Annotated in this window: 18 protein-coding genes and 1 riboswitch; of the genes, 12 read left to right on the top strand and 6 right to left on the bottom strand. The window is 73.5% G+C overall.

The features are described 5' to 3' along the window. Positions 1-200 precede the first annotated feature (200 nt). A complete protein-coding gene (locus ACFZBP_RS29710) occupies positions 201-1,799 on the bottom strand; it encodes an ATP-binding cassette domain-containing protein (RefSeq protein ID WP_391417527.1) in 1,599 nt (532 codons plus the stop codon). A gap of 91 nt (positions 1,800-1,890) precedes the next feature. Next, the gene (locus ACFZBP_RS29705) at positions 1,891-2,616 is read right to left on the bottom strand and encodes a hypothetical protein (RefSeq protein WP_391417525.1); all 726 of its coding nucleotides are present in this window, start codon (positions 2,614-2,616) and stop codon (positions 1,891-1,893) included. Between the two features lie 198 nt (positions 2,617-2,814). Between ACFZBP_RS29705 and ACFZBP_RS29700 the strand changes: the two genes are divergently transcribed. Further along, positions 2,815-3,231: a VOC family protein gene (locus tag ACFZBP_RS29700; protein WP_383445510.1), complete on the top strand. Its 417-nt coding sequence runs from the start codon at positions 2,815-2,817 to the stop codon at positions 3,229-3,231. A 33-nt stretch (positions 3,232-3,264) separates the two neighbouring features. Here the strand turns inward: ACFZBP_RS29700 and ACFZBP_RS29695 are convergent, their stop codons facing one another. From ACFZBP_RS29695 to ACFZBP_RS29685, 3 genes are all read right to left on the bottom strand, one after another. Continuing rightward, the gene (locus ACFZBP_RS29695) at positions 3,265-4,677 is read right to left on the bottom strand and encodes a hypothetical protein (RefSeq protein ID WP_391417522.1); all 1,413 of its coding nucleotides are present in this window, start codon (positions 4,675-4,677) and stop codon (positions 3,265-3,267) included. Between the two features lie 193 nt (positions 4,678-4,870). Further along, the gene (locus ACFZBP_RS29690; protein WP_383445504.1) at positions 4,871-5,998 is read right to left on the bottom strand and encodes an alpha/beta hydrolase; all 1,128 of its coding nucleotides are present in this window, start codon (positions 5,996-5,998) and stop codon (positions 4,871-4,873) included. Between the two features lie 289 nt (positions 5,999-6,287). Beyond that, on the bottom strand, positions 6,288-6,998 hold the full coding sequence (locus ACFZBP_RS29685; RefSeq protein WP_391417520.1) for a class II aldolase/adducin family protein: 711 nt from the start codon (positions 6,996-6,998) through the stop codon (positions 6,288-6,290). A gap of 207 nt (positions 6,999-7,205) precedes the next feature. Here ACFZBP_RS29685 and ACFZBP_RS29680 point away from each other — a divergent pair, with 207 nt between their 5' ends. The 11 genes from ACFZBP_RS29680 (at position 7,206) to cobC (ending at position 19,019) form a co-directional block, all read left to right on the top strand. Then, complete coding sequence (locus tag ACFZBP_RS29680) at positions 7,206-7,955, top strand: GH25 family lysozyme (RefSeq protein WP_391417518.1); 750 nt, start codon at positions 7,206-7,208, stop codon at positions 7,953-7,955. Positions 7,956-8,132: 177 nt separating this feature from the next. Next, the gene (locus ACFZBP_RS29675; protein ID WP_383445495.1) at positions 8,133-9,371 is read left to right on the top strand and encodes an anion permease; all 1,239 of its coding nucleotides are present in this window, start codon (positions 8,133-8,135) and stop codon (positions 9,369-9,371) included. A 43-nt stretch (positions 9,372-9,414) separates the two neighbouring features. Continuing rightward, a complete protein-coding gene (locus ACFZBP_RS29670; RefSeq protein ID WP_030051597.1) occupies positions 9,415-9,636 on the top strand; it encodes a hypothetical protein in 222 nt (73 codons plus the stop codon). Positions 9,637-9,745: 109 nt separating this feature from the next. Beyond that, positions 9,746-9,888: riboswitch (cobalamin riboswitch) on the top strand. A gap of 100 nt (positions 9,889-9,988) precedes the next feature. Beyond that, a complete protein-coding gene (locus ACFZBP_RS29665) occupies positions 9,989-10,930 on the top strand; it encodes a cobalamin biosynthesis protein (protein ID WP_391417515.1) in 942 nt (313 codons plus the stop codon). Next, positions 10,927-12,462, top strand: coding sequence for a cobyric acid synthase (locus ACFZBP_RS29660; protein ID WP_383445489.1), 1,536 nt, complete (start codon positions 10,927-10,929; stop codon positions 12,460-12,462). Before ACFZBP_RS29665 ends, ACFZBP_RS29660 begins: the two co-directional genes overlap by 4 nt. Continuing rightward, complete coding sequence (locus ACFZBP_RS29655) at positions 12,459-14,525, top strand: putative cobaltochelatase (RefSeq protein ID WP_391417512.1); 2,067 nt, start codon at positions 12,459-12,461, stop codon at positions 14,523-14,525. The genes ACFZBP_RS29660 and ACFZBP_RS29655 overlap by 4 nt, the downstream gene beginning before the upstream one ends. Beyond that, the gene (gene cobO / locus ACFZBP_RS29650; RefSeq protein WP_383445483.1) at positions 14,525-15,124 is read left to right on the top strand and encodes a cob(I)yrinic acid a,c-diamide adenosyltransferase; all 600 of its coding nucleotides are present in this window, start codon (positions 14,525-14,527) and stop codon (positions 15,122-15,124) included. The genes ACFZBP_RS29655 and cobO overlap by 1 nt, the downstream gene beginning before the upstream one ends. Continuing rightward, the gene (locus ACFZBP_RS29645) at positions 15,124-16,641 is read left to right on the top strand and encodes a cobyrinate a,c-diamide synthase (RefSeq protein ID WP_391417510.1); all 1,518 of its coding nucleotides are present in this window, start codon (positions 15,124-15,126) and stop codon (positions 16,639-16,641) included. The genes cobO and ACFZBP_RS29645 overlap by 1 nt, the downstream gene beginning before the upstream one ends. Beyond that, positions 16,638-17,099, top strand: a complete 462-nt coding sequence (locus ACFZBP_RS29640) for a cobalamin biosynthesis protein (RefSeq protein WP_391417508.1) — start codon at positions 16,638-16,640, stop codon at positions 17,097-17,099. The genes ACFZBP_RS29645 and ACFZBP_RS29640 overlap by 4 nt, the downstream gene beginning before the upstream one ends. Beyond that, the gene (locus ACFZBP_RS29635; RefSeq protein ID WP_391417506.1) at positions 17,096-17,968 is read left to right on the top strand and encodes a CbiX/SirB N-terminal domain-containing protein; all 873 of its coding nucleotides are present in this window, start codon (positions 17,096-17,098) and stop codon (positions 17,966-17,968) included. Before ACFZBP_RS29640 ends, ACFZBP_RS29635 begins: the two co-directional genes overlap by 4 nt. Then, positions 17,958-19,019, top strand: a complete 1,062-nt coding sequence (cobC, locus tag ACFZBP_RS29630; RefSeq protein WP_391417504.1) for an Rv2231c family pyridoxal phosphate-dependent protein CobC — start codon at positions 17,958-17,960, stop codon at positions 19,017-19,019. Before ACFZBP_RS29635 ends, cobC begins: the two co-directional genes overlap by 11 nt. Here the strand turns inward: cobC and ACFZBP_RS29625 are convergent. Further along, the gene (locus ACFZBP_RS29625; RefSeq protein ID WP_391417502.1) at positions 18,967-20,892 is read right to left on the bottom strand and encodes a DUF2264 domain-containing protein; all 1,926 of its coding nucleotides are present in this window, start codon (positions 20,890-20,892) and stop codon (positions 18,967-18,969) included. The genes cobC and ACFZBP_RS29625 overlap by 53 nt on opposite strands. Positions 20,893-20,977: the final 85 nt, after the last annotated feature.

Genomic DNA, 20,977 nt, shown 5'->3' with positions numbered 1-20,977 from the left:
TTCCGTCGGGAGTTGTCCGTACGGCCGAACGGGTTCTTTTAAGAACCCCCAGGTCAGAGCAGCACGACGGCCGAGCCCTTGTCGATAAAGGACTCGGCCGCGAATTCGATGTAGCACACACCTCGGTACGAGGAGATCTCACACAGATGATGGATCACGGATGGGCCGAATGATCCATAGCCCGGTGATCACGCATTCGATCAAGCGAGGGCGACGAGATCCGCGTAATCCGCGCCCCACAGGTCCTCGACGCCGTCCGGCAGCAGAATGATCCGCTCCGGCTGGAGCGCCTCGACGGCGCCCTCGTCGTGGGTGACGAGCACGACCGCGCCCTTGTAGGTGCGCAGCGCGCCGAGGATCTCCTCGCGGCTGGCCGGGTCGAGGTTGTTGGTGGGCTCGTCGAGGAGCAGGACGTTCGCCGAGGACACCACGAGGGTGGCGAGGGCGAGGCGGGTCTTCTCGCCGCCGGAGAGGACACCGGCGGGCTTGTCGACGTCGTCGCCGGAGAACAGGAACGAGCCGAGCACCTTGCGGACCTCGACGAGGTCCATGTCGGGCGCCGCGGACCGCATGTTCTCCAGGACGGTGCGGTCGGCGTCCAGGGTCTCGTGCTCCTGGGCGTAGTAGCCGATCTTGAGCCCGTGACCGGGGATGACGGCGCCCGTGTCCGGCTGCTCGACGCCGGCGATGAGCCGGAGCAGGGTCGTCTTTCCGGCACCGTTGAGCCCGAGGATGACGACCCTGGAACCCTTGTCGATCGCCAGGTCGACGTCGGTGAAGATCTCCAGCGAGCCGTACGACTTCGACAGACCCTCGGCGGTCAGCGGGGTCTTGCCGCAGGGCGCGGGCTCGGGGAAGCGCAGCCTGGCGACCTTGTCGGACTGGCGGACCTCCTCGAGGCCGGACAGCAGGCGCTCGGCGCGGCGGGCCATGTTCTGCGCGGCGACCGTCTTGGTGGCCTTGGCGCGCATCTTGTCGGCCTGGGCGTTGAGCGCGGCCGCCTTCTTCTCGGCGTTCTGCCGCTCGCGCTTGCGGCGCCTCTCGTCGGCCTCGCGCTGCTGCTGGTAGAGCTTCCAGCCCATGTTGTAGATGTCGATCTGGGCGCGGTTGGCGTCCAGGTAGAACACCTTGTTGACGACCGTCTCGACCAGGTCCTCGTCGTGGGAGATCACGATGAAGCCGCCGCGGTAGGTCCTGAGGTAGTCGCGCAGCCAGACGATCGAGTCGGCGTCGAGGTGGTTGGTCGGCTCGTCGAGGAGCAGGGTGTCGGCGTCCGAGAACAGGATGCGGGCGAGCTCGATACGGCGGCGCTGACCGCCGGAGAGCGTGTGCAGGGGCTGGCCGAGCACCCGGTCGGGCAGGTTGAGCGCGGCGGCGATGGTGGCGGCCTCGGCCTCGGCGGCGTATCCGCCCTTGGTGAGGAACTCCGTCTCCTGGCGCTCGTACTGCCTCAGGGCCTTCTCGCGGGTGGCGCCCTGGCCGTTGGCGATGCGCTGTTCGTTCTCGCGCATCTTGCGGATCAGTACGTCCAGGCCGCGCGCGGACAGCACGCGGTCACGGGCGAGGACGTCGAGGTCGCCGGTGCGGGGGTCCTGCGGGAGGTAGCCGACCTCGCCGGAGCGGGTGATGGTGCCGCCGGCGGGCATGCCTTCGCCGGCGAGGCACTTGGTGAGGGTCGTCTTGCCGGCGCCGTTGCGGCCGACGAGGCCGATGCGGTCACCCTTGGCGACGCGGAAGGACGCGGACTCGATGAGGACGCGCGCACCGGCGCGCAGCTCGATACCGGAGGCGGAGATCACGGACAGACTCCAGGGCGGGGTGGGTGGCGGGATGGGCGGCTGAGGACGTTCCCGCCGTCTAATGCGCGAGGAGAATGGCCATGGGGTCAGTCTAACGGGGCTGTGCAAGCACTTTTTCTGGGTTCGGGTGTTCGATACGGGGTCTTCCGCGTCCCGGCCCGTCCTCGTCGCGCGGCTCGGTGCCGAGCGGTCTGCGGCGCGGGACGATCCGTCCCAGGTCGTCCAGGGCGACGAGCTGCGCGGTCCAGGCCGCGTGGGGGCAGGGCTGGGCGACGACGAGCGTCCTGGCGTGATGTACGGCACGTCGGGGCTGGAAGGCGCAGCCGTCGCTCGCGGGCAGCCCCCAGCGCAGGTCACCGTCGGCGATCCGGTACGCGGCGATCCGGTACGGGGTGACGACGGCCAGCATGCCGTGGCCGAGGAGGCGCAGGACGCCCGTGCCGCCGTGGTCCGGCAGCCAGTCGCCGGGGGCGGGCAGGGCGCGATGCCAGCGGACGGTACGGCCGTCGGTGGCGGTGACCAGGCCGTCGTCCCAGAGCGTGATGACGTCCCCGCGCGCGTGCAGCGAGGTGAGGGGGCGCCGGCCGTCGCGGGTGTAGCGCCAGCGCAGGGCGCCGGTGCGGGGGTCGTGGGCCCGGACGGCGGCGCCTTCGGTGCGGAGCCGCGGGGCGGCGTGCGGCACGCGCGCGGGGGCGGTGCGCGAGACCGTGAGGTGGTCGCCGTAGGGGGCGGGGCGGGCGTGGTGGGCGACGGTCAGGAGTGGGATCACGGCGAGGAGGGCGAGCAGGGGCGCCGGCAGTCGGAAGCGGATCGCCACAGCGTAGCCACGCCCGGGGCGGTCGGCGGGGCACCCCGTGGCGACACGTCGGACGGGCGGGGGTCCGTCCCTCGTTCGGCCGCTGCCGGGGCCCGGCACGACCGGCCGATGTCAGTGGTCGCTGCGAGACTGGGCACCGGGTGGGAGTCCCGGCCGGTGGCGGCGAGGGAGCACTGGGGTCACAAGGGAGTGATCGGCATGGCAGGTACGAGCGGTGGGCGTCCGAGCGTGTATCCCACGCTGCTCTACGCGGACGCGAAGGCGGCGATCAAGCAGCTCACGGAGGCCTTCGGGTTCACGACGCTGGTGGTGTACGAGGGCGAGGACGGCTCGGTGGGCCACGCCGAGCTGGCGCAGGGGAACGGCGTGGTGATGCTCGGCTCCAAGGGCACCGGCAGCACCTTCGACAAGGCGATGAAGGACGCGGGGACGAGCGGGGTGTACGTCGTCGTGGAGGACGTCGACGCACACCACCGGCGGGCCGTGGAGCAGGGAGCGGAGATCCTGATGCCCCCGACGGACCAGGACTACGGCTCGCGGGACTACATGGCCCGGGACCGCGAGGGCAACGTGTGGAGCTTCGGCACGTACACCCCCGACCTGGACCCGAGATAGCGGGCCGAGCGCCGGGGTCCGGCTCCGGCCCGCTCAGCTCCCCCCGGTGTGTACCTGGAAGGCGGCGCGGCGTACGGCCTTGGCGAGGGCGGGGTCGGGGTGCGCGGCGGCGAGCGCGACCAGGACCTGCACGGTGCGGGGGTGCCCGACGGCGCGCACCTCGTCCAGGAGCATCGGCACCGTCGGCTGCACCGCGGACTCCAGGTGCCGTACGAGCATCGGGGCCTCGCCGTGGTCGGCGACGGCGGCGGCGGTGTCGACCCACAGCCAGGTGGCCTCTTCCCGGGTGAGCACCTCGTGGGCGTCCTCGGGGTCGATGCCGTCGTGCTCGGCGAGCCACAGCAGGGCGTACGGCCGCAGGGTCGGCTCGTCGGCGACGGCGCGCACGTCGGGCTCGGCGGGGGCGCCGACGACGCGCAGCGCCTCGAAGGCGAGGCCGCGCAGCAGGGCGTCGTCGCCGCGGGCGGCGCCGAGGAGTTCGGTGACGGCGCTGCCGACGGGGCGGGCGGCGAGCCAGGCGCGGTACTCGTCGCGGGCGGCGTTCGGGCGGAGCTGGGCGCAGCCGCGGAGCATGTCCTCGGCGGCCTGCTCGATGTTCCCGGCGGGGCTCTGGGCGGCGACGCAGATCTGTTCCAGCTTGACCCAGACCGCCCAGTTGCCGAGCGGGGTCAGGGTGGCCTGTCCGTCGCCGTAGGTGAGGGCTCCGACGGAGGCGAGGGCGTGCAGGGCCCAGTCGAGGAGCGGGGCCAGGGGCGTGTCCTCGGCCGCGTCGGCGGGCGGCGCGTCGGGGAGCGGCTCGGGCTGCGATCCGTAGGGGATCTCGCAGCGTTCGGTGCGCAGTTCGGTGACCCGCTGCTCCAACAGGTCCAGGAGCTGCTCCACGGGGACGGGGCCGGCGGACAGCTGGAGGAAGGAGAGCACCTGGGGCAGGGCCGAGACGACGTCGGACACGGCGCCGTGGGCGTGCTGCTCCGGTTCCGGGTGGGCGAGCGACCAGGCGTCGAAGAGGGCGACCCAGCCGCGCAGCACGGCGCTGTCGTCGCGGTCCCAGGCGCGCAGCCGCCAGCCGGGGCGGGCGCTGTCGCCGTGCACCTCGACCAGGCCGGCGAGCCGGGCGGTGTCCCAGTCGGCGCGGACCTGAGCCACGGTCAGGCCGAGGTCCCGGGCCGCGCGTTCGGCGGTCGCGTCGGAGAGGGTGCCCTTGCCGTCGGGGCTCGCGCCGTCCCGGCCGGGGCCCAGCGCGGCGTCCGCCCAGTGGGCGACCCGGGCCGCGGCGGCCAGACCCGAGCGTGCCATTCTGGCCAGCTCGGACCGGGCCGGTGTGCCCTCCGGGGGGCGGGGTGCGGGGCGGCGTGGGCGCCGCTGGTTCACGGCTCTGGGGGCGGCGGCCAGGGGTCGCGGGCGGACGAGTCGAAGCCTGGAGTCGCGCGGGATACGGGACGTCACGGGTGCAGTCTTCCGGTTGACGGTCCGAAAACCCAAACGGAATGTCACGAGGGGCGACGGGGATGGCCAACGCACGGGGTCCGGCGCGCGGCGGGGGACGCAGAACAGGCCAGTGGTACGGGGTTAAACGGAATCCGAGGCACCGGTGCTGTGGGCACGTCGGCGGCAGCAGGCCGGGGCAGGTCCGGCGGCGTCACATGAGCGGTGTCATGAAGCGGCGCAGGGACTCCTCGTAGGACTCGGGGTCGGCGTTCCACATGGCGGCGTGCGGGGCGCCCTCGACCGTGCGGAGGGCCACCAGGTTGGGGTGGGCGTCGGCGAGGCGGCGGGAGAGGCTCCAGGGGGCCACCCGGTCCTCGGGGCCGTGGAAGATCAGGGTCGGCACGGTGAGCGGCTCGGGGGTGCCGTCGCCGGTGAAGTGGTCGGCGCTCAGACCGGTGCGGCCCTGTGCGGCGCGGACCGCGAGTGGCAGCAGCGCGCCCGGGGTGTGGCGGGCCCTGGCGAGGGCGCGCAGGGTGGTCTCCCAGCTGAGGACCGGGGAGTCCAGGACCAGGCCCGAGACCCGGTCCCGCAGGCCCGAGTGCGCGGCGGCGCGCAGCGCCATGGTGGCGCCGGTGGACCAGCCGAGCAGGACGAGTTGCCGGGCGCCGTACCGCACTGCGTAGCGCATCGCCGCGTCCAGGTCGCGCCACTCGGTCTCGCCGAGGTGGCCGAGGCCGTCCGGGGGGCGGGGTGCGCCGAGGTCGCCGCGGTAGGCGAGGGCGAGGACCGGGAAGTGGAGGGCGCCGAGGAACTCCATGAGGTTCATGGCCTGTTCGCGGGTGGTGCCGAGGCCGTGCACCGCGATGACCCAGGTGTCCCGGGCGCCGGGGACGAACCAGGCGGGCAGGGAGCCGAGTTCGCCCGGGATGTCGATGTCGGCGTGGTCGAGGCCGAGGGCGGCGCTCGGGTTGCCGACGTGGATGTTCGGCGTGAGCCAGACGCTGTCGCCGGGTTCGAGGGTGCCGTGGGTGACGCGTTCCAGACGGCGTACGACGGTGTCGGCGGAGTGCTTCGCCGTGGCGAGGACGGGGCCGATGACCGCGTGGGAGGCGTCGCCGGAGAGGCCGTAGGTGCCCGGGCGGAGGGAGGCGAGGTCGCGGGTGAGGGCGATCTGGCCTGCGGCCGTGGCGTGCACGGTGAGGCGGGGTTCGGTGGGCAGGGGGCGGCCGGCGGGGGCCGTCAGTGCGGCGCCGCTGGCGAATCGGCCGACGGCGACGGTTGCGGCGCCGGCGGCGAGAGCCACGGTGACGGCGGCGGCCGTCGCTTTGACTGTGCGCACCTGTCCAGTGTCCTGGCGGACGGGGGGTGGGGCCAGTGGGAGGGCGGCTTGGGGTGACCGGCCTTTTCCTCGCCCCCGCCGCCCCTACCCGTCCCATCCCTGGGGGCCGCGGCCCCCAGACCCCCTCATCGGCCCTTCGGGCCTCGTCCTCAAACGCCGGACGGGCTGGGTGGTGCGGCTCGTCCTCAAACACCGGACGGGCTGGGTGGTGCGACTCGTCCTCAAACACCGGACGGGCTGGGTGGTGCGGCTCGTCCTCAAACGTCGGACGGGCTGCAGAACCCAGGCCCTAGCCGTGCTGCCCGTACCCCCGCAACCGCTCCCCCGCCTCCGCCACCTGCCCCTTCGACAGCAGGGCCGGGGACAGGCCGGGTACCGAGGAGGCCGTGAGCCAGAGGTGGGACATCCACTCGAGTTGGGCCGTGCGGTCGTAGGCCTGGTCGAGGGTGGTGCCGTAGGTGAGCGTGCCGTGGTTCTGGAGGAGGCAGGCGGTGCGGTCGGTGAGGGCACGGAGCATGTTCTCGGCCAACTCCGGCGTGCCGTACGTCGCATACGGGGCAACCCGGACGGGGCCGCCGAGGGCGCCGGCCATGTAGTGGATCAGAGGGAGCTCGGGGACGAGGGTGGAGACGGCGGTGGCGTGGACCGCGTGGGTGTGGACGACGGCGCCGGCGTCGGTGGCGCGGTAGACGGCGAGGTGCATGGGCAGCTCGCTGGTCGGCAGGAGGGTGCCGAGGACCCGTTCGCCGGTCAGGTCGACGCCGGTCACGTCGTCCGGGGTCAGCCGGTCGTAGGGCACTCCCGACGGTGTGACCAGCACGGTGTCGCCGACGCGCACGGAGACGTTCCCGGAGGTGCCGACGACCAGGCCGTCGGAGACGGTCCGGCGAGCCGTCGCCACGAGGGCCTCCCAGGCCTCGACCTCCTCGGGGCGGGCACTTCTGCCCCACGACTCCCCCGCTTCCCGTGCGCCCCGCTGCTCCCTCTGCTCCTCAGCCATGTGGCGATCCTGCCAGGCCGGGCGGCGGCCTGACCTCAAGTCGCCGTCGGGGCGGGGCACTTTAGGGCGGAAGGTCGACGTCCGGAAGGGGGCATAGCGGGTCATAACAGCCTCGCCTCCCGCTTGGCCTGAGATCGATCGGGATTCAACGATCTTCCCGTAATCTCTGGGGGATTTGTCGTGCACGCAGCCATTCCGGGGGGAAATATGGCCCGTGATCGCAAACCGTCCCGTCATCGCTCCCGCCTGATGGCGGCCTCCGTGGTGGCGCTCACCCTGGGCGGAACCACTCTGGTCGAGATGCCGGCCGCGGCGGCCGGCAAGCCCAGGGGGCATGACGTCTCGTCCCACCAGAAGAACGTCAACTGGCAGAGCGCGAAGGGGAAGGGCGCCCAGTTCGCCTACGTCAAGGCGACCGAGTCCCACACCTACCGCAACCCGTACTTCAACCAGCAGTACAACGGCTCCCGCAACGCGGGCCTGATCCGCGGCGCATACCACTTCGCGCTGCCGGACAAGTCGTCGGGCAGGGCGCAGGCGGCACACTTCGTGCGCAACGGCGGCGGCTGGCGGTCGGACGGCTGGACCCTGCCGCCCGCACTCGACATCGAGTACAACCCGTACAGCAAGCACAAGTGCTACGGGCTGGGCAAGGCGACGATGGTCGGCTGGATCCGGTCCTTCAGCGACGAGGTGAAACGACTGACCGGACGGCGTCCGGTGATCTACACCACCACCCACTGGTGGAACACCTGCACCGGCGCCAGCCGCGCCTTCGCCTCGAACCACGCACTGTGGATAGCCCGCTACGACTCCGCGACGGCGGGGAGCCTGCCGGCCGGTTGGCGGTTCTGGACCATCTGGCAGCACGACAACGGCAGCGGCAGCCTGCCGGGTGACCAGAATCTCTTCAACGGGTCGATGGCCCAGCTCAGGAAGTTCGCCCGGGGCTACTGAACCCTTGGGGCGCCCGGGCCGTGCGGTGACCGCCGGAGGGGGGCGGAGGGGAGGCCTCCCCTTCCGGACGAACAACCCCCTCTTACGGACACCGTGCGGCCCGCCTCAGTTCATCTTCCGTTCACTCAGGTTACCTACGTTCGTCCAGCCAATGACCTCGAACGATTGCCTGGGTAAATGGAAAACTTCTCGCTGATCCTCGCGATTGTGGTGGTAACCGCACTCGCGTTCGATTTCACGAACGGTTTCCACGACACCGCCAACGCGATGGCCACCACCATCTCGACCGGCGCGCTCAAGCCCAAGGTCGCGGTGGCCATGTCCGCCGTGCTGAACCTTGTAGGCGCCTTCCTCTCCGTGGAGGTCGCCAACACGATCTCCAAGGGTCTCGTCGACGAGAGCGGCATCCGTCCCGAGGTCATCTTCGCGGCGTTGGTCGGCGCGATCCTCTGGAATCTGCTCACCTGGCTGGTGGGCCTGCCCTCCAGTTCCTCGCACGCCCTGATGGGCGGCCTGATCGGCGCCACCATCGCCTCGGCCGGCATGGGCGCCGTCCACGGCGACGTGCTCGTCACCAAGGTGCTGATCCCGGCCATCGCCGCCCCGCTGGTCGCGGGCATCGCGGCGCTGCTCGCCACCCGCCTGACCTACACGCTCGGCAAGAAGGCCGACGGCGAGGCCAGCAAGAAGGGATACCGCGCCGGCCAGATCGCCTCCGCCGGTCTGGTCTCCCTCGCGCACGGCACCAACGACGCGCAGAAGACGATGGGCATCATCACCCTCGCCCTGGTCGCCGGCGGCACCCTCGCCCCCGACTCCGACCCGCCCATGTGGGTCATCCTCTCGGCGGGTCTGGCCATCGCGCTCGGCACCTACCTGGGCGGCTGGCGCATCATCCGCACCATGGGCAAGGGCCTGACCGACCTCCAGCCGCAGCAGGGCTTCGCCGCCCAGACCAGCGCGGCCACCGTCATCCTGGCCTCCTCCCACCTCGGCTTCTCCCTGTCCACCACGCACTCCGTCTCCGGTTCGGTGATGGGCGCGGGCCTCGGCCGCAAGGGCGGCGTGGTCCGCTGGTCGACGGCCACCCGGATGTTCGTCGCCTGGGGCCTGACCCTGCCGGCCGCCGCCCTGGTCGGCGCGCTCGCCGAGTACGTGACGGGCTTCGGCGCCTGGGGCACGGCCCTCGTCGCGGTCTTCCTGATCGGCTCCAGCGCCGCGATCTGGAAGATCTCCCGCCGCGAGGTCATCGACCACACCAACGTCAACGAGACCGAGGAGCCGCCCGGCGTGGTGACCACGGCCATGGCCGCCGTGACCCCGCCCCCGGCGGGCACGACGGCCGAGGACCTGTCGGCCACCATCCCGGCCCCGGCCTCCGAGCCGACGCCGTCGCCCTCGCAGGCCGCGGTCTGACCCCCACCCGGTTACTCCTCCCGGTACTCAAGGAAGAAGAAGCATGAAGATCGACTGGGCGGCTCTCGGCTCCGTCTTCGGCGTCAGCCTCGTGGTCACCGTGGCCCTCGTGGGCCTGTTCACCCTCGGCATCTCGGGTCTGTCCCGCCGCGAACGAGCGGTGGCCCAGGGCGACTCGGCCGCGCTCGCGGTCACGGGCGCCTACGCGTGCTTCGCGGCATGCGCGGCGGCCGTGGGATACGGGATCTACCTGATCGTGGCCTGACCCACGACAGACGCGAACACCCGAGGTGCGGGACGGATCACCGTCCCGCACCTCAGGCGTGTGTGGGCCTTCGCACACTCTCCCGTCGCAGGTCAACGGCAAGTTGACGGCCCTTCCAACCCCGTGGTGGACTTCCGGGGCCAGCTACGGCGGCAGGAGAGGAAGCCGGTGTGAATCCGGCGCGGTCCCGCCACTGTCACCGGGGTAGAAAGCCCCGGGAGCCAGGAACTCTCACCGCCGGACTCGTCGAACCAGGGCGTGGACACCCTGAGTGAGGACAGAACGCGATGCTCGCCTGCCGATCGACACGCAGTTTCAGACCGTCGTCTGACCCCACGGTCGGCTGACCCTGATGCGAGCCGATCGCGTCTTCGCGTACGGCGCCGCCGCCGGACTTCTCGGTGACCTGCTGCTCGGCGACCCTCGCCGGGGGCATCCGGTCGCCGCGTTCGGACGTGCCGCGGGCGCCGTGGAGAGAGTGTTGTGGCGCGACGACCGCGCGCGGGGTGCGGTGCACAGCGCCGTGTGCGCCGGTGGCGCCGTGGCGCTCGGTGCCGTCGCCGCCCGTGTCGTCCGTAGCTCCCCCACCGCTTCCGTCGCGCTGACCGGCGCCGCCACCTGGGCGGTCGTCGGCGGGACTTCGCTCGCCCGGGAGGCCCGCACGATCGGGCGGGCCCTGGAGGCCGGGGACGTCGAGGGCGCGCGGGCGCGGCTGCCGCATCTGTGTGGACGGGACCCGCAGGCGCTCGACGCGGACGGGATCGCGCGGGCCGTCGTGGAGTCCGTCGCCGAGAACACCTCCGACGCGGTGGTGGGGGCGCTGGTGTGGGGGGCCGTCGGCGGGGTGCCGGGGCTGCTCGGGTTCCGGGCCGTGAACACGCTCGACGCCATGGTGGGCCACAGGTCGCCCAAGTACCGCCGGTACGGCTGGGCTTCGGCCCGGCTCGACGACGTGGCCGGATGGCCGGGGGCGCGGCTGACGGCCGTACTCGCCGCCGTCGCCGGGGGCGATCCGCGCGGGGCGGTGCGTGCCTGGCGCGCCGATGCCGCCAAGCACCCGAGCCCCAACGCCGGGCCCGTCGAGGCCTCGTTCGCGGGGGCGCTCGGGGTGCGCCTCGGCGGGACGCTGTCGTACGGCGGGCGGGTCGAGCACCGGCCGGTGCTCAACGGGGCGGGGCGCGCCGTCGCCGTCCAGGACATCGAGCGGGCCGTACGGCTGTCGAAGCGCGTCGGCTGGCTGGCGCTCGGCGTCTGTGCCGCCGCGCGCCGTATCGCGAAGGGACGTACGTCATGACGGGCGGGGGACTTCTCGTCGCCGGCACCACCTCGGACGCCGGCAAGAGCGTCGTCACCGCGGGGATCTGCAGGTGGCTGGTGCGGCAGGGGGTCAAGGTCGCGCCGTTCAAGGCGCAGAACATGTCCCTCAACTCGTTCGTGACGCGCGAGGGCGCCGAGATCGGGCGGGCGCAGGCCATGCAGGCGCAGGCGTGCCGCGTGGAGCCGACCGCGCAGATGAACCCCGTGCTGCTCAAGCCCGGCGGCGAGCGGAGCAGCCAGGTCGTGCTGCTGGGCAAGCCGGTGGGCGAGATGAGCGCGCGCGGGTACCACGGCGGGCGGCAGCAGGCGCTGCTCGGGACCGTGCTCGACTGCCTCGCCGAACTGCGGGACACGTATGACGCGGTGATCTGCGAGGGCGCGGGGTCTCCGGCGGAGATCAATCTGCGGCGGACCGACATCGTCAACATGGGCGTCGCCCGCAGCGCCCGGCTGCCCGTGCTGGTCGTGGGCGACATCGACCGCGGGGGCGTCTTCGCCTCCTTCTTCGGGACGGTGGCGCTGCTCTCCCCCGAGGACCAGGCGCTGATCGCCGGGTTCCTGGTCAACAAGTTCCGGGGCGACGTCTCGCTGCTCGAACCCGGGCTCGACATGCTGCGCGGCCTCACCGGCCGGCACACGTACGGCGTCCTGCCCTTCCGGCACGGCCTCGGCATCGACGAGGAGGACGGGCTGCGGGTCTCGCTGCGCGGGACGGTCCGGGAGTCGGTCGTCGCGCCGCCCGTCGGCGAGGACGTGCTGCGGGTCGCCGTCTGCGCCGTGCCGCTGATGTCCAACTTCACCGACGTGGACGCCCTCGCCGCCGAGCCGGGTGTCGTCGTGCGGTTCGTGGACCGGCCGGAGGAGCTGGCCGACGCGGACCTGGTGGTGCTCCCCGGCACCCGGGGAACCGTGCGCGCGCTGGAGTGGCTGCGCGAGCGGGGGCTCGCGGACGCCCTGGTGCGACGGGCCGCCGAGGGGCGGCCGATCCTCGGGATCTGCGGCGGCTTCCAGGTGCTCGGCGAGCACATCGAGGACGAGGTCGAGAGCCGCGCGGGGCACGTCGACGGGCTGGGACTCCTGCCCGTGCGGGTGCGGTTCGCCCGGGAGAAGACCCTCACCCGGCCCGTCGGCGAAGCCCTCGGGGAGCGGGTCGAGGGGTACGAGATCCATCACGGGATCGCCGAGGTCGGCGGCGGTGATGTGTTCATCTCTGATGACAAAGGACACAGCCTGGACGGGTGCCGGGTCGGTCAGACCTGGGGCACGCACTGGCACGGCTCGCTGGAGTCGGACGGTTTCCGGCGGGCCTTTCTGCACGAGGTGGCGGCCGCCGCGGGCCGACGCTTCGTGCCGGCGCCGGACACGTCGTTCGCCGCGCTGCGCGAGGAGCAGCTCGACCGGCTCGGCGACCTGATCGAACAGCACGCGGACACGGACGCGCTCTGGCGGCTCATCGAGTCGGGCGCGCCGCAAGGACTGCCCTTCATTCCACCGGGAGCGCCCGCATGAGCACACCCTTCCCCTTCACGGCCGTCGTCGGCCAGGACGACCTGCGGCTGGCGCTGCTGCTGAACGCCGTGTCACCGGCGGTCGGCGGTGTGCTGGTGCGCGGCGAGAAGGGCACCGCCAAGTCGACGGCCGTACGGGCGCTCTCGGCCCTGATGCCGGAGGTCCCGGTCGTGGCCGGGTGCCGATTCTCGTGCGATCCCGGGCGGCCCGACCCCGGGTGCCCGGACGGGCCGCACGAGCCGGGAGCGGCCGTCGAGCGGCCCGCCCGTATGGTCGAACTGCCCGTCGGCGCCTCCGAGGACCGGCTGGTGGGCGCCCTGGACATCGAGCGGGCGCTGGCGGAGGGCGTGAAGGCCTTCGAGCCCGGCCTGCTCGCGGACGCGCACCGCGGAATCCTGTACGTCGACGAGGTCAACCTCCTCCACGACCACCTGGTCGACCTGCTCCTCGACGCGGCCGCGATGGGCGCCTCGTACGTCGAGCGCGAGGGTGTCTCCGTACGGCACGCCTCGAAGTTCCTGCTCGTCGGCACCATGAACCCCGAAGAGGGCGAGCTGCGGCCGCAGTTGCTCGACCGGTTCGGGCTGACCGTCGAGGTCGCCGCCTCGCGGGAGCCCGACCAGCGGGTGGAGGTCGTACGGCGGCGCCTCGCCTACGACGACGACCCGGCCGGTTTCGCCGCGCGCTGGGCGGACGACGAGGCCGAGGTACGCGGGCGCATCGCCGCCGCACGGGAGTTGCTGCCCTCGGTGCGGCTCGGTGACGGGGCGCTGCGGCAGATCGCGGCGACCTGTGCCGCGTTCGAGGTGGACGGGATGCGGGCCGACATCGTGATGGCGCGTACGGCGACCGCGCTGGCCGCGTGGGCCGGGCGTACCGATGTGCTCGCCGAGGACGTCCGGCAGGCGGCGCTGCTCGCGCTGCCGCACCGCAGGCGGCGCAATCCCTTCGACGCTCCGGGACTCGACGAGGACAAGCTCGACGAGACGCTTCAGGAGTTCGCCGGCGACGACGAGAACGAGAGCCGGAACGAGGACGAGGGCGACGAGGACCCCGATCCGGACGGGCCCGGCGGGGGCGGCGGGCAGCCGCCTTCCGGACCGGAGGGGCCTGACGGACCTGACGGGCCGCCGGGACCGCGCAGCGGTGACGTGGACGCGCCGCCCGAGGCCGGGGAGGGCGGGCAGCCGCAGGCCCCTGGTGCCGGGGAGCAGCAGCCCGTGCGGGCCTCGGAGCCCTTCCGGACCAAGGTGCTCAGCGTGCCCGGTCTCGGCGAGGGCGCGGCGGGGCGGCGTTCGCGGGCGCGGACCGAGCACGGGCGGACGACCGGTGCGCGGCGCCCCAGGGGGGCGCTGACCAAGCTGCACCTGGCGGCCACCGTGCACGCGGCCGCCCCGCACCAGCGGACGCGGGGACGGTCGGGGCCGGGACTGGTCGTACGGCGCGACGATCTGCGGCAGGCGACCCGGGAGGGGCGCGAGGGGAACCTCGTGCTGTTCGTGGTCGACGCCTCGGGGTCGATGGCGGCGCGGCAGCGGATGTCCGCGGTCAAGGGAGCCGTGCTCTCGCTCCTGCTGGACGCCTACCAGCGGCGGGACAAGGTGGGGCTGGTGACGTTCCGGGGGACGAGTGCCGACGTGGCCCTGCCGCCGACCTCGTCGGTGGACGCGGCCGCGGCCCGGCTGGAGTCGCTGCCGACCGGGGGGCGTACGCCGCTCGCGGCCGGGCTGCTCAAGGCGCACGAGGTGCTCCGGGTGGAGCGGCTGCGGGACCCGGCTCGGCGGGCGCTGGTCGTCGTGGTGACCGACGGGCGTGCCACCGGCGGCCCGGAGCCGGTCGCGCTGGCCGGGCGGGCCGCGCGGCTGTTCGCCGCCGAGGGGATCGCGTCCGTGGTCGTGGACTGCGAGACGGGGTACGTGCGGCTGGGGCTCGCCGGGCAGTTGGCGGGTGAGCTGGGCGGTACGGCGGTGACGCTGGACGAGTTGCGGGCGGACTCGATCGCCGGGCTCGTCAGGGATGTTCAGGGTGGATCGCAGGGTGGGTCGAAGAGGAGGGCCGCGTAATGCCGCAGGGGCAGCCGAGTGTGGTGCCGGACGATGGGCTGACGACGCGTCAGCGCCGTAACCGGCCGCTGGTGATGGTGCACACCGGGGTGGGCAAGGGCAAGTCCACCGCCGCCTTCGGGATGGCGCTGCGCGCCTGGAACCAGGGGTGGCCGATCGGGGTGTTCCAGTTCGTCAAGTCGGCGAAGTGGAAGGTCGGCGAGGAGAACGCGCTGCGGGTGCTGGGCGCCAGCGGCGAGGGCGGCACCGTCGACTGGCACAAGATGGGCGAGGGCTGGTCGTGGGTGCAGCGCGACGACCAGATGGACAACGAGGAGAAGGCCCGGGAGGGCTGGGAGCAGGTCAAGCGGGACCTGGCCGCCGAGTCGTACAAGCTGTACGTCCTCGACGAGTTCGCCTATCCACTGCACTGGGGGTGGGTGGACGTCGACGAGGTGATCGACGTGCTGCGTGACCGGCCGGGAACCCAGCATGTCGTCATCACCGGGCGGAACGCGCCGGAGAAGCTCGTGGAATTCGCCGACCTCGTGACCGACATGTCCAAGGTCAAGCACCCCATGGACGCCGGGCAGAAGGGGCAGCGGGGTATCGAGTGGTGATGTCCTCGTCCTCGTCCTCGTCGGCTTCCGTCCCACGGCTCGTCATCGCCGCGCCGTCGTCCGGCAGCGGGAAGACCACCGTCGCCACGGGGCTGATGGCCGCGCTCGCCGCGCGGGGGCTCGCCGTGTCCCCGCACAAGGTGGGGCCGGACTACATCGACCCGGGGTACCACGCGCTCGCCACGGGGCGGGTGGGGCGGAACCTCGACGCGTACCTGTGCGGGCCCGAGCTGGTCGGGCCGTTGTTCCTGCACGGGGCGCGCGGCTGCGACATCGCGGTCGTCGAGGGGGTCATGGGGATGTTCGACGGGGCCGCCGGGCAGGGGGAGCTGGCGTCGACCGCGCATGTGGCGAAGCTGCTGCGGGCGCCGGTGGTGCTGGTCGTGGACGCGTCGTCGCAGTCCCGGTCGGTGGCGGCGCTGGTGCACGGGTTCGTGTCGTGGGAGCCGGAGGTGCGGGTCGGGGGGGTGATCCTGAACAAGGTCGCGTCCGACCGGCACGAGGAGTTGTTGCGGGAGGGGTTGGAGTCGGCCGGGGTGCCGGTGCTGGGGGTGTTGCGGCGGACGGCTCAGGTGGATACGCCTTCGCGGCATCTGGGGTTGGTGCCGGTCGCGGAGCGGCGGGGGGCTGCGGTGGATGCGGTGGCTGCCATGGCCGCGCAGGTGCGGGACGGGTGTGATCTGGAGGCGTTGGTTTCGCTGGCGCGTGGTGCGGGGGCGTTGTCATGTGCGGGGTGGGATGCGGCTGAGGTGCTCGCTTCCTCGCCCCCGCCGCCCCTACCCGTCCCATCCCTGGGGGCTGCGCCCCCAGACCCCCCTGATCGGCCCTTCGGGCCTCGTCCTCAAACGCCGGACGGGCTGGGTGGTGCGGCTCGTCCTCGAACGCCGGACGGGCTGCGAGAGCCCGTGGTCGCCGTTGCCGGGGGGCCTGCCTTCACCTTTTCCTACGCCGAGCACACCGAGTTGCTCACCGCCGCCGGGGCCGTTGTCGTTCCGTTTGATCCGTTGCGGGACGAGGAGCTGCCGGAGGGGACGCGGGGGTTGGTGATCGGGGGTGGGTTTCCGGAGGTGTACGCGGCTGAGTTGTCGGCCAACGAGCCGTTGCGGAAGGCCGTCGGGGAGTTCGCGCTGAGCGGGGCTCCGGTCGCCGCCGAGTGTGCGGGGCTGCTGTATCTGTGCCGGGAGCTCGACGGGCAGCCGATGTGCGGGGTCCTCGATGCCGGTGCTCGGATGTCGGAGCGGCTGACACTCGGTTATCGGGACGCGGTGGCCGTGAGCGACAGTGTGCTGGCGGTGGCCGGGACGCGGATGCGGGGGCACGAGTTCCATCGGACGGTCGTGGAGCCCGGGGCGGGGGAGCTGCCCGCGTGGGGGATGCGGCTGCCGCACAAGCGGGTCGAGGGGTTCGTGCGGGGCGGGGTGCACGCGAGCTATCTGCACACGCACTGGGCGGCCGAGCCGGGGGTGGCCCAGCGGTTCGTGGAGCGGTGCCGTGGCGCGGACGGGGTCGCCCCGTGAGAACGGCCTGGGACCTCGTGGTGGGCGTCGGTGGCTCGAAGGGCGTCCCTGTCACGGAGATCCTCGCTCTGATCGACGGCGCCCTCGGCGACGCCGGCCTCTCCCCCGCGTCCCTCACCGAACTCGCCACCCTCGACGCCAAGGCCGGCGAACCCGGCATCGTCCGGGCCGCCGCCCGGCTCGGCGTCCCCCTCGTCACCTACTCCGCCGACGAGCTGGCCGCCGTCGACGTCCCCCACCCCTCCGACGCGTCCCTCGCCGCGACCGGCACCCGCTCGGTCGCCGAGGCCGCCGCCCTCGCGCGCGGCGGGGAACTCCTCGTACCGAAGCGGAAGTCGCGGCGCACCGACGGACGGCCGGCGAGGGCGACCTGTGCCGTCGTACGGCGTCCCGGGCCGGACGGGCGCCATGATGGCCGTGCCGCCCGCACTGTTCCCCCCTCCGAGGAGTCATCGTGACCACTCCGCCGCCCGCGCTGCTCATCGCCGGTCACGGCACCCGGGACGAAGCCGGGGCCGAGGCGTTCCGCGAGTTCGTACGGGAGTTGGGACGCCGCCATCCCGAGCTGCCCGTCTCGGGCGGCTTCCTCGCGCTGTCCTCGCCGCCGCTGGGGGAGGCCGTCGCGGAGCTGGTCGGGCGGGGGGTGCGCCGGTTCGCCGCCGTGCCGCTGATGCTGGTGTCCGCCGGGCACGCCAAGGATGACCTGCCGGCCGCGCTGGCCCACGAGAAGGAGCGGCACCCCGGGATCTCGTACGCCTACGGCCGCCCGCTGGGCCCGCATCCCGCGCTGCTGTCCGTGCTGGAGCGGCGGCTGGACGAGGCGCTCGGCAGCGCGGGGCGCAGGCCCGGGGACCGTGCCGAGGTGACCGTGCTGCTGGTCGGGCGGGGCTCGACCGACCCGGAGGCCAACGCCGAGGTGCACCGGGCGGCGCGGCTGTTGTGGGAGGGGCGCGGGCTCGGGGGCGTGGGGACGGCGTTCGTGTCACTGGCGGCGCCGGACGTGCCGAGCGGCCTCGACCGGTGCGTGAAGCTGGGCGCGCGGCGGATCGTCGTGCTGCCGTACTTCCTGTTCCCCGGCGTCCTGCCGGACCGGGTGCGCGATCAGACCGAGGGCTGGGCGGCGGCGCACCCGGAGGTCGAGGTGCGGTCGGCGGGCGTCCTCGGTCCGGTGCCGGAGCTGCTGGATCTGGTGATGGAGCGGTATGCGGAGGCGGTCCGGAGCGGCCACGACGGCCATCGCCCGCACGGACCCGACGGACGTCACGGGTCCGCACACGGACACGTACCTGGGCATGGACAGCAGGAAGCGCACTCTTATGCACTCTGAACCGCATGACCTCCGGCATCACGGCGACGCCGAGGTCCGTGACGACGGTTCGGCGCTCGTCGACCTCGCCGTGAACGTCCGCGCGGACACGCCGCCCGTTTGGCTGCGGGAGCGGATCGCGGGCTCGCTGGGCTCGCTCGCCGCCTACCCGGACGGGCGGGCGGCACGGGCGGCGGTCGCGGCTCGGCACGGGCTGCCGGTGGAACGTGTGCTGTTGACGGCGGGGGCGGCTGAGGCGTTCGTGCTGCTGGCGCGGGCGCTGAAGGTGCTGCGGCCGGTCGTGGTGCACCCGCAGTTCACGGAGCCGGAGGCGGCGCTGCGGGACGCGGGGCACAGCGTCGAACGCGTGCTGCTGCGGGCGGAGGACGGCTTCCGTCTCGACCCGGCGGCCGTTCCCGAGGACGCCGACCTGGTCGTCATCGGCAATCCCACCAACCCCACCTCCGTGCTGCACCCGGCCGCCGCCCTCGCCGAACTCGCCCGTCCCGGGCGGACGTTGGTGGTGGACGAGGCGTTCATGGACGCGGTGCCGGGTGAGCGCGAGGCGCTGGCGGGGCGGACGGACGTGCCGGGTCTGGTGGTGCTGCGCAGCCTGACCAAGACGTGGGGGCTGGCCGGGCTGCGGATCGGCTATGTCCTCGCCGCGCCGGAGACCATCGCCGAACTGGAGCGCGCCCAGCCCCTGTGGCCCGTCTCCACGCCCGCGCTCGCCGCCGCCGAGGCCTGCGTGGCACCCCCTGCCCTGGCGGAGGCGGCCCACGCGGCGCACCGCATCGCCGCCGACCGGGCCCATCTCGTCGCCGGTCTCGGCGAGTTCGCCTCGCTCGGGCTCCGGGTCGTCGGGCCCGCCGAGGGTCCCTTCGTCCTCGTACGGCTGCCGGGGGCGGCCGGCGTACGGCACCAACTGCGCGACCTCGGGTTCGCGGTGCGGCGCGGGGACACCTTCCCCGGTCTTGGCGAGGAGTGGCTGCGGCTGGCGGTGCGGGACCGGGGGACGGTCAGCCGGTTCCTGCGGGCGCTGGACCAGGCGATGGCCCTGGCCCGGCGCTGAGCCCGGCCGGCACGCGCGCCACGCCGCCGTCCGGGAAGCGGACCTCCACGGTCCCGTCGGCGGTGACGGTCGCGCTCGCTCCCGTGAGCGGGGTCCGCGGGTCGGCGCTGAGCACGACGAGGGTGACCAACAGCGGGCGGGGTCGGGCGAGTTGGAGGACGGGGGTCGCCGAGTGGTGGCCCACCGCGTTCGTACCGGTGGCCCGTACGACCGACGTCTCGGCGCCGTCCCAGCCGTGGAGGCCGACGAGCGCGCTGGTCAGTCCGTCCGCGCGGCGGGCGACCGCCCGGCCGGGGCCGGTGTGTACGTCCGGAGCCGCCGCGTCGTCGGCCACCGCCCAACCGCCCTCCCGCACGGCCGTGTCGGGCGGTACGTCGAGTCGGTGCACCCGGACTTCCCAGGCGCCGCGCACCAGGCTGACGGTTTCGACCCGCCCGCCCTGCGCACGGGACCCGGCTCGCCCGGCTTCGGCGCCCAGGGGGTGGATGCGCCCGCGTCGGGAGGGGGTGCCGTCGGGGGCCAGGAGCGCGAGGTGGTTGTCGGCGCCCGGTGTCTCGGGGGCGGTCGCGCTGGAGTAGGCGAGGCGGGCGTAGTGGGGGCTGTCGTCGTCCGTGGCCGGTGGGGGCGGGAGGCGGTCGCTGCCGTGGTTGACCAGCCGTACGATGCCGTCGGCCGTGGTGGAGTGCAGCAGCCAGCCGGGGGCGGGCAGGGCCAGACCGACGTCCCGGGTGTCGACGGGGGCCGGTTCCTCCGGTGCCGTCCAGACCGGGTGGTCGGCGGGCAGGAGCAGCCCCAGGAAGGCCTTGCTCGCCCAGTACGGGGAGGCGGGGCCCGAGTAGCGCTGGGTGACGGGGAGGAAGGGCCGGTACCAGCCGAGGCTGAGCAGGCCCCGTTCGTCGGGCACGCCCCGCTCGGCGAAGTGCTTCAGCGTGCCGGAGGCGAGGCGGCGGGTGCGGCCCGGCGGCAGCGGGGTGGCGTCGGCGAGGGCGCCCGCCCACAGCGGGGCGGCGGCCGCGAAACGGTAGGTGAGGGAGCGGCCCTGGTGGACGGGGGCACCGTCCGAGCCGAAGAAGTGCTGGTGGACCGCGAGGAACTCGCGCAGCCGCGCCCGGTGCCGCGTCACGGTGGCCGGGGCCGCGCGCGGCCCCGCGATCCGGGCCCACAGCACCGGATACAGGTGAAGCGCCCAGGCGTTGTAGTAGTCGAACTTCCGCCCGTCGCCGTCGGTGTACCAGCCCCCGCCCCGGTACCAGCCGTCCAGCCGCGCCAGCCCCGCGTCGATCTCGGCCCGGCTGTGCGGCGCGCCCACCGAGGCGAGGAACTCCTCGGTGATCACCTGGAACAGCCGCCAGTTGGAGTCGTTGACGTCCGCCCCGACGAACCCACCCAGCCAGCCGCACACCCGCTCCCGTACGCCGTCGTCCAGGTGGTCCCACAGCCACGCACGGGACTCGTGCAACGCGAGCGCGATCGAGGCGGCCTCCACCATCGGCTGGGCCCGGTCGGTGATCGGCGGCCAGTGCTCGGCGTGGTGCGGATCCGTACCGGCGTCCAGTCCGGCGGCGTACCGCTCGACGAGGGCCGGACCGACCCGCCCGCCCGAGCCCGCGATGCGGAACGCGGCGAGCAGGAAGGAGCGCGCGAAGCCTTCCAGCCCGTCGGACCAGGGGCCGGAATGGCTGGGCGGCCCGGGTAGCCGGTACTGGGCGAATCCTGGTGTGGCGTAGGGCAGCAGCCCGGCGAGGAGCCGGTCGGCGAGCGCCTCCCAGTGGGCGCGGGTCCAGCCGGTGAGGGGCGAGAGGACCGGGTCGGTCGGCGGCAGTTCGGGAAGGTTCGTCGGGGCGCCGAGGTGTGAGACGCGCGGCACGGTCATACGAGGTTCGGTCCTCCATGAGTCGGGGCAGCGAAAGCGCCCCTGTAGGGGCGCGGGGCTGTATCGATATGCGGCTCCGCCGTGT

It is taken from the genome of Streptomyces sp. NPDC008086 (assembly GCF_042957325.1).
Taxonomy (GTDB): Bacteria; Actinomycetota; Actinomycetes; order Streptomycetales; family Streptomycetaceae; genus Streptomyces.
Note: the sequence above shows the minus strand (reverse complement) of the source record. Positions and strands in the feature narration are given on the sequence as shown.

What these genes read in the sequence shown, in the direction of transcription:
- ACFZBP_RS29660 (WP_383445489.1), top strand. Translation starts at nt 10,927, where the DNA reads ATGACGGGCGGGGGACTTCTCGTCGCCGGCACCACCTCGGACGCCGGC.
- cobC (WP_391417504.1), top strand. Translation starts at nt 17,958, where the DNA reads ATGCACTCTGAACCGCATGACCTCCGGCATCACGGCGACGCCGAGGTC.
- ACFZBP_RS29685 (WP_391417520.1), bottom strand. Translation starts at nt 6,998, where the DNA reads ATGGCTGAGGAGCAGAGGGAGCAGCGGGGCGCACGGGAAGCGGGGGAG.
- ACFZBP_RS29700 (WP_383445510.1), top strand. Translation starts at nt 2,815, where the DNA reads ATGGCAGGTACGAGCGGTGGGCGTCCGAGCGTGTATCCCACGCTGCTC.
- ACFZBP_RS29645 (WP_391417510.1), top strand. Translation starts at nt 15,124, where the DNA reads ATGTCCTCGTCCTCGTCCTCGTCGGCTTCCGTCCCACGGCTCGTCATC.
- ACFZBP_RS29675 (WP_383445495.1), top strand. Translation starts at nt 8,133, where the DNA reads ATGGAAAACTTCTCGCTGATCCTCGCGATTGTGGTGGTAACCGCACTC.
- ACFZBP_RS29670 (WP_030051597.1), top strand. Translation starts at nt 9,415, where the DNA reads ATGAAGATCGACTGGGCGGCTCTCGGCTCCGTCTTCGGCGTCAGCCTC.
- ACFZBP_RS29625 (WP_391417502.1), bottom strand. Translation starts at nt 20,892, where the DNA reads ATGACCGTGCCGCGCGTCTCACACCTCGGCGCCCCGACGAACCTTCCC.
- ACFZBP_RS29655 (WP_391417512.1), top strand. Translation starts at nt 12,459, where the DNA reads ATGAGCACACCCTTCCCCTTCACGGCCGTCGTCGGCCAGGACGACCTG.
- ACFZBP_RS29680 (WP_391417518.1), top strand. Translation starts at nt 7,206, where the DNA reads ATGGCCCGTGATCGCAAACCGTCCCGTCATCGCTCCCGCCTGATGGCG.
- ACFZBP_RS29665 (WP_391417515.1), top strand. Translation starts at nt 9,989, where the DNA reads ATGCGAGCCGATCGCGTCTTCGCGTACGGCGCCGCCGCCGGACTTCTC.
- cobO (WP_383445483.1), top strand. Translation starts at nt 14,525, where the DNA reads ATGCCGCAGGGGCAGCCGAGTGTGGTGCCGGACGATGGGCTGACGACG.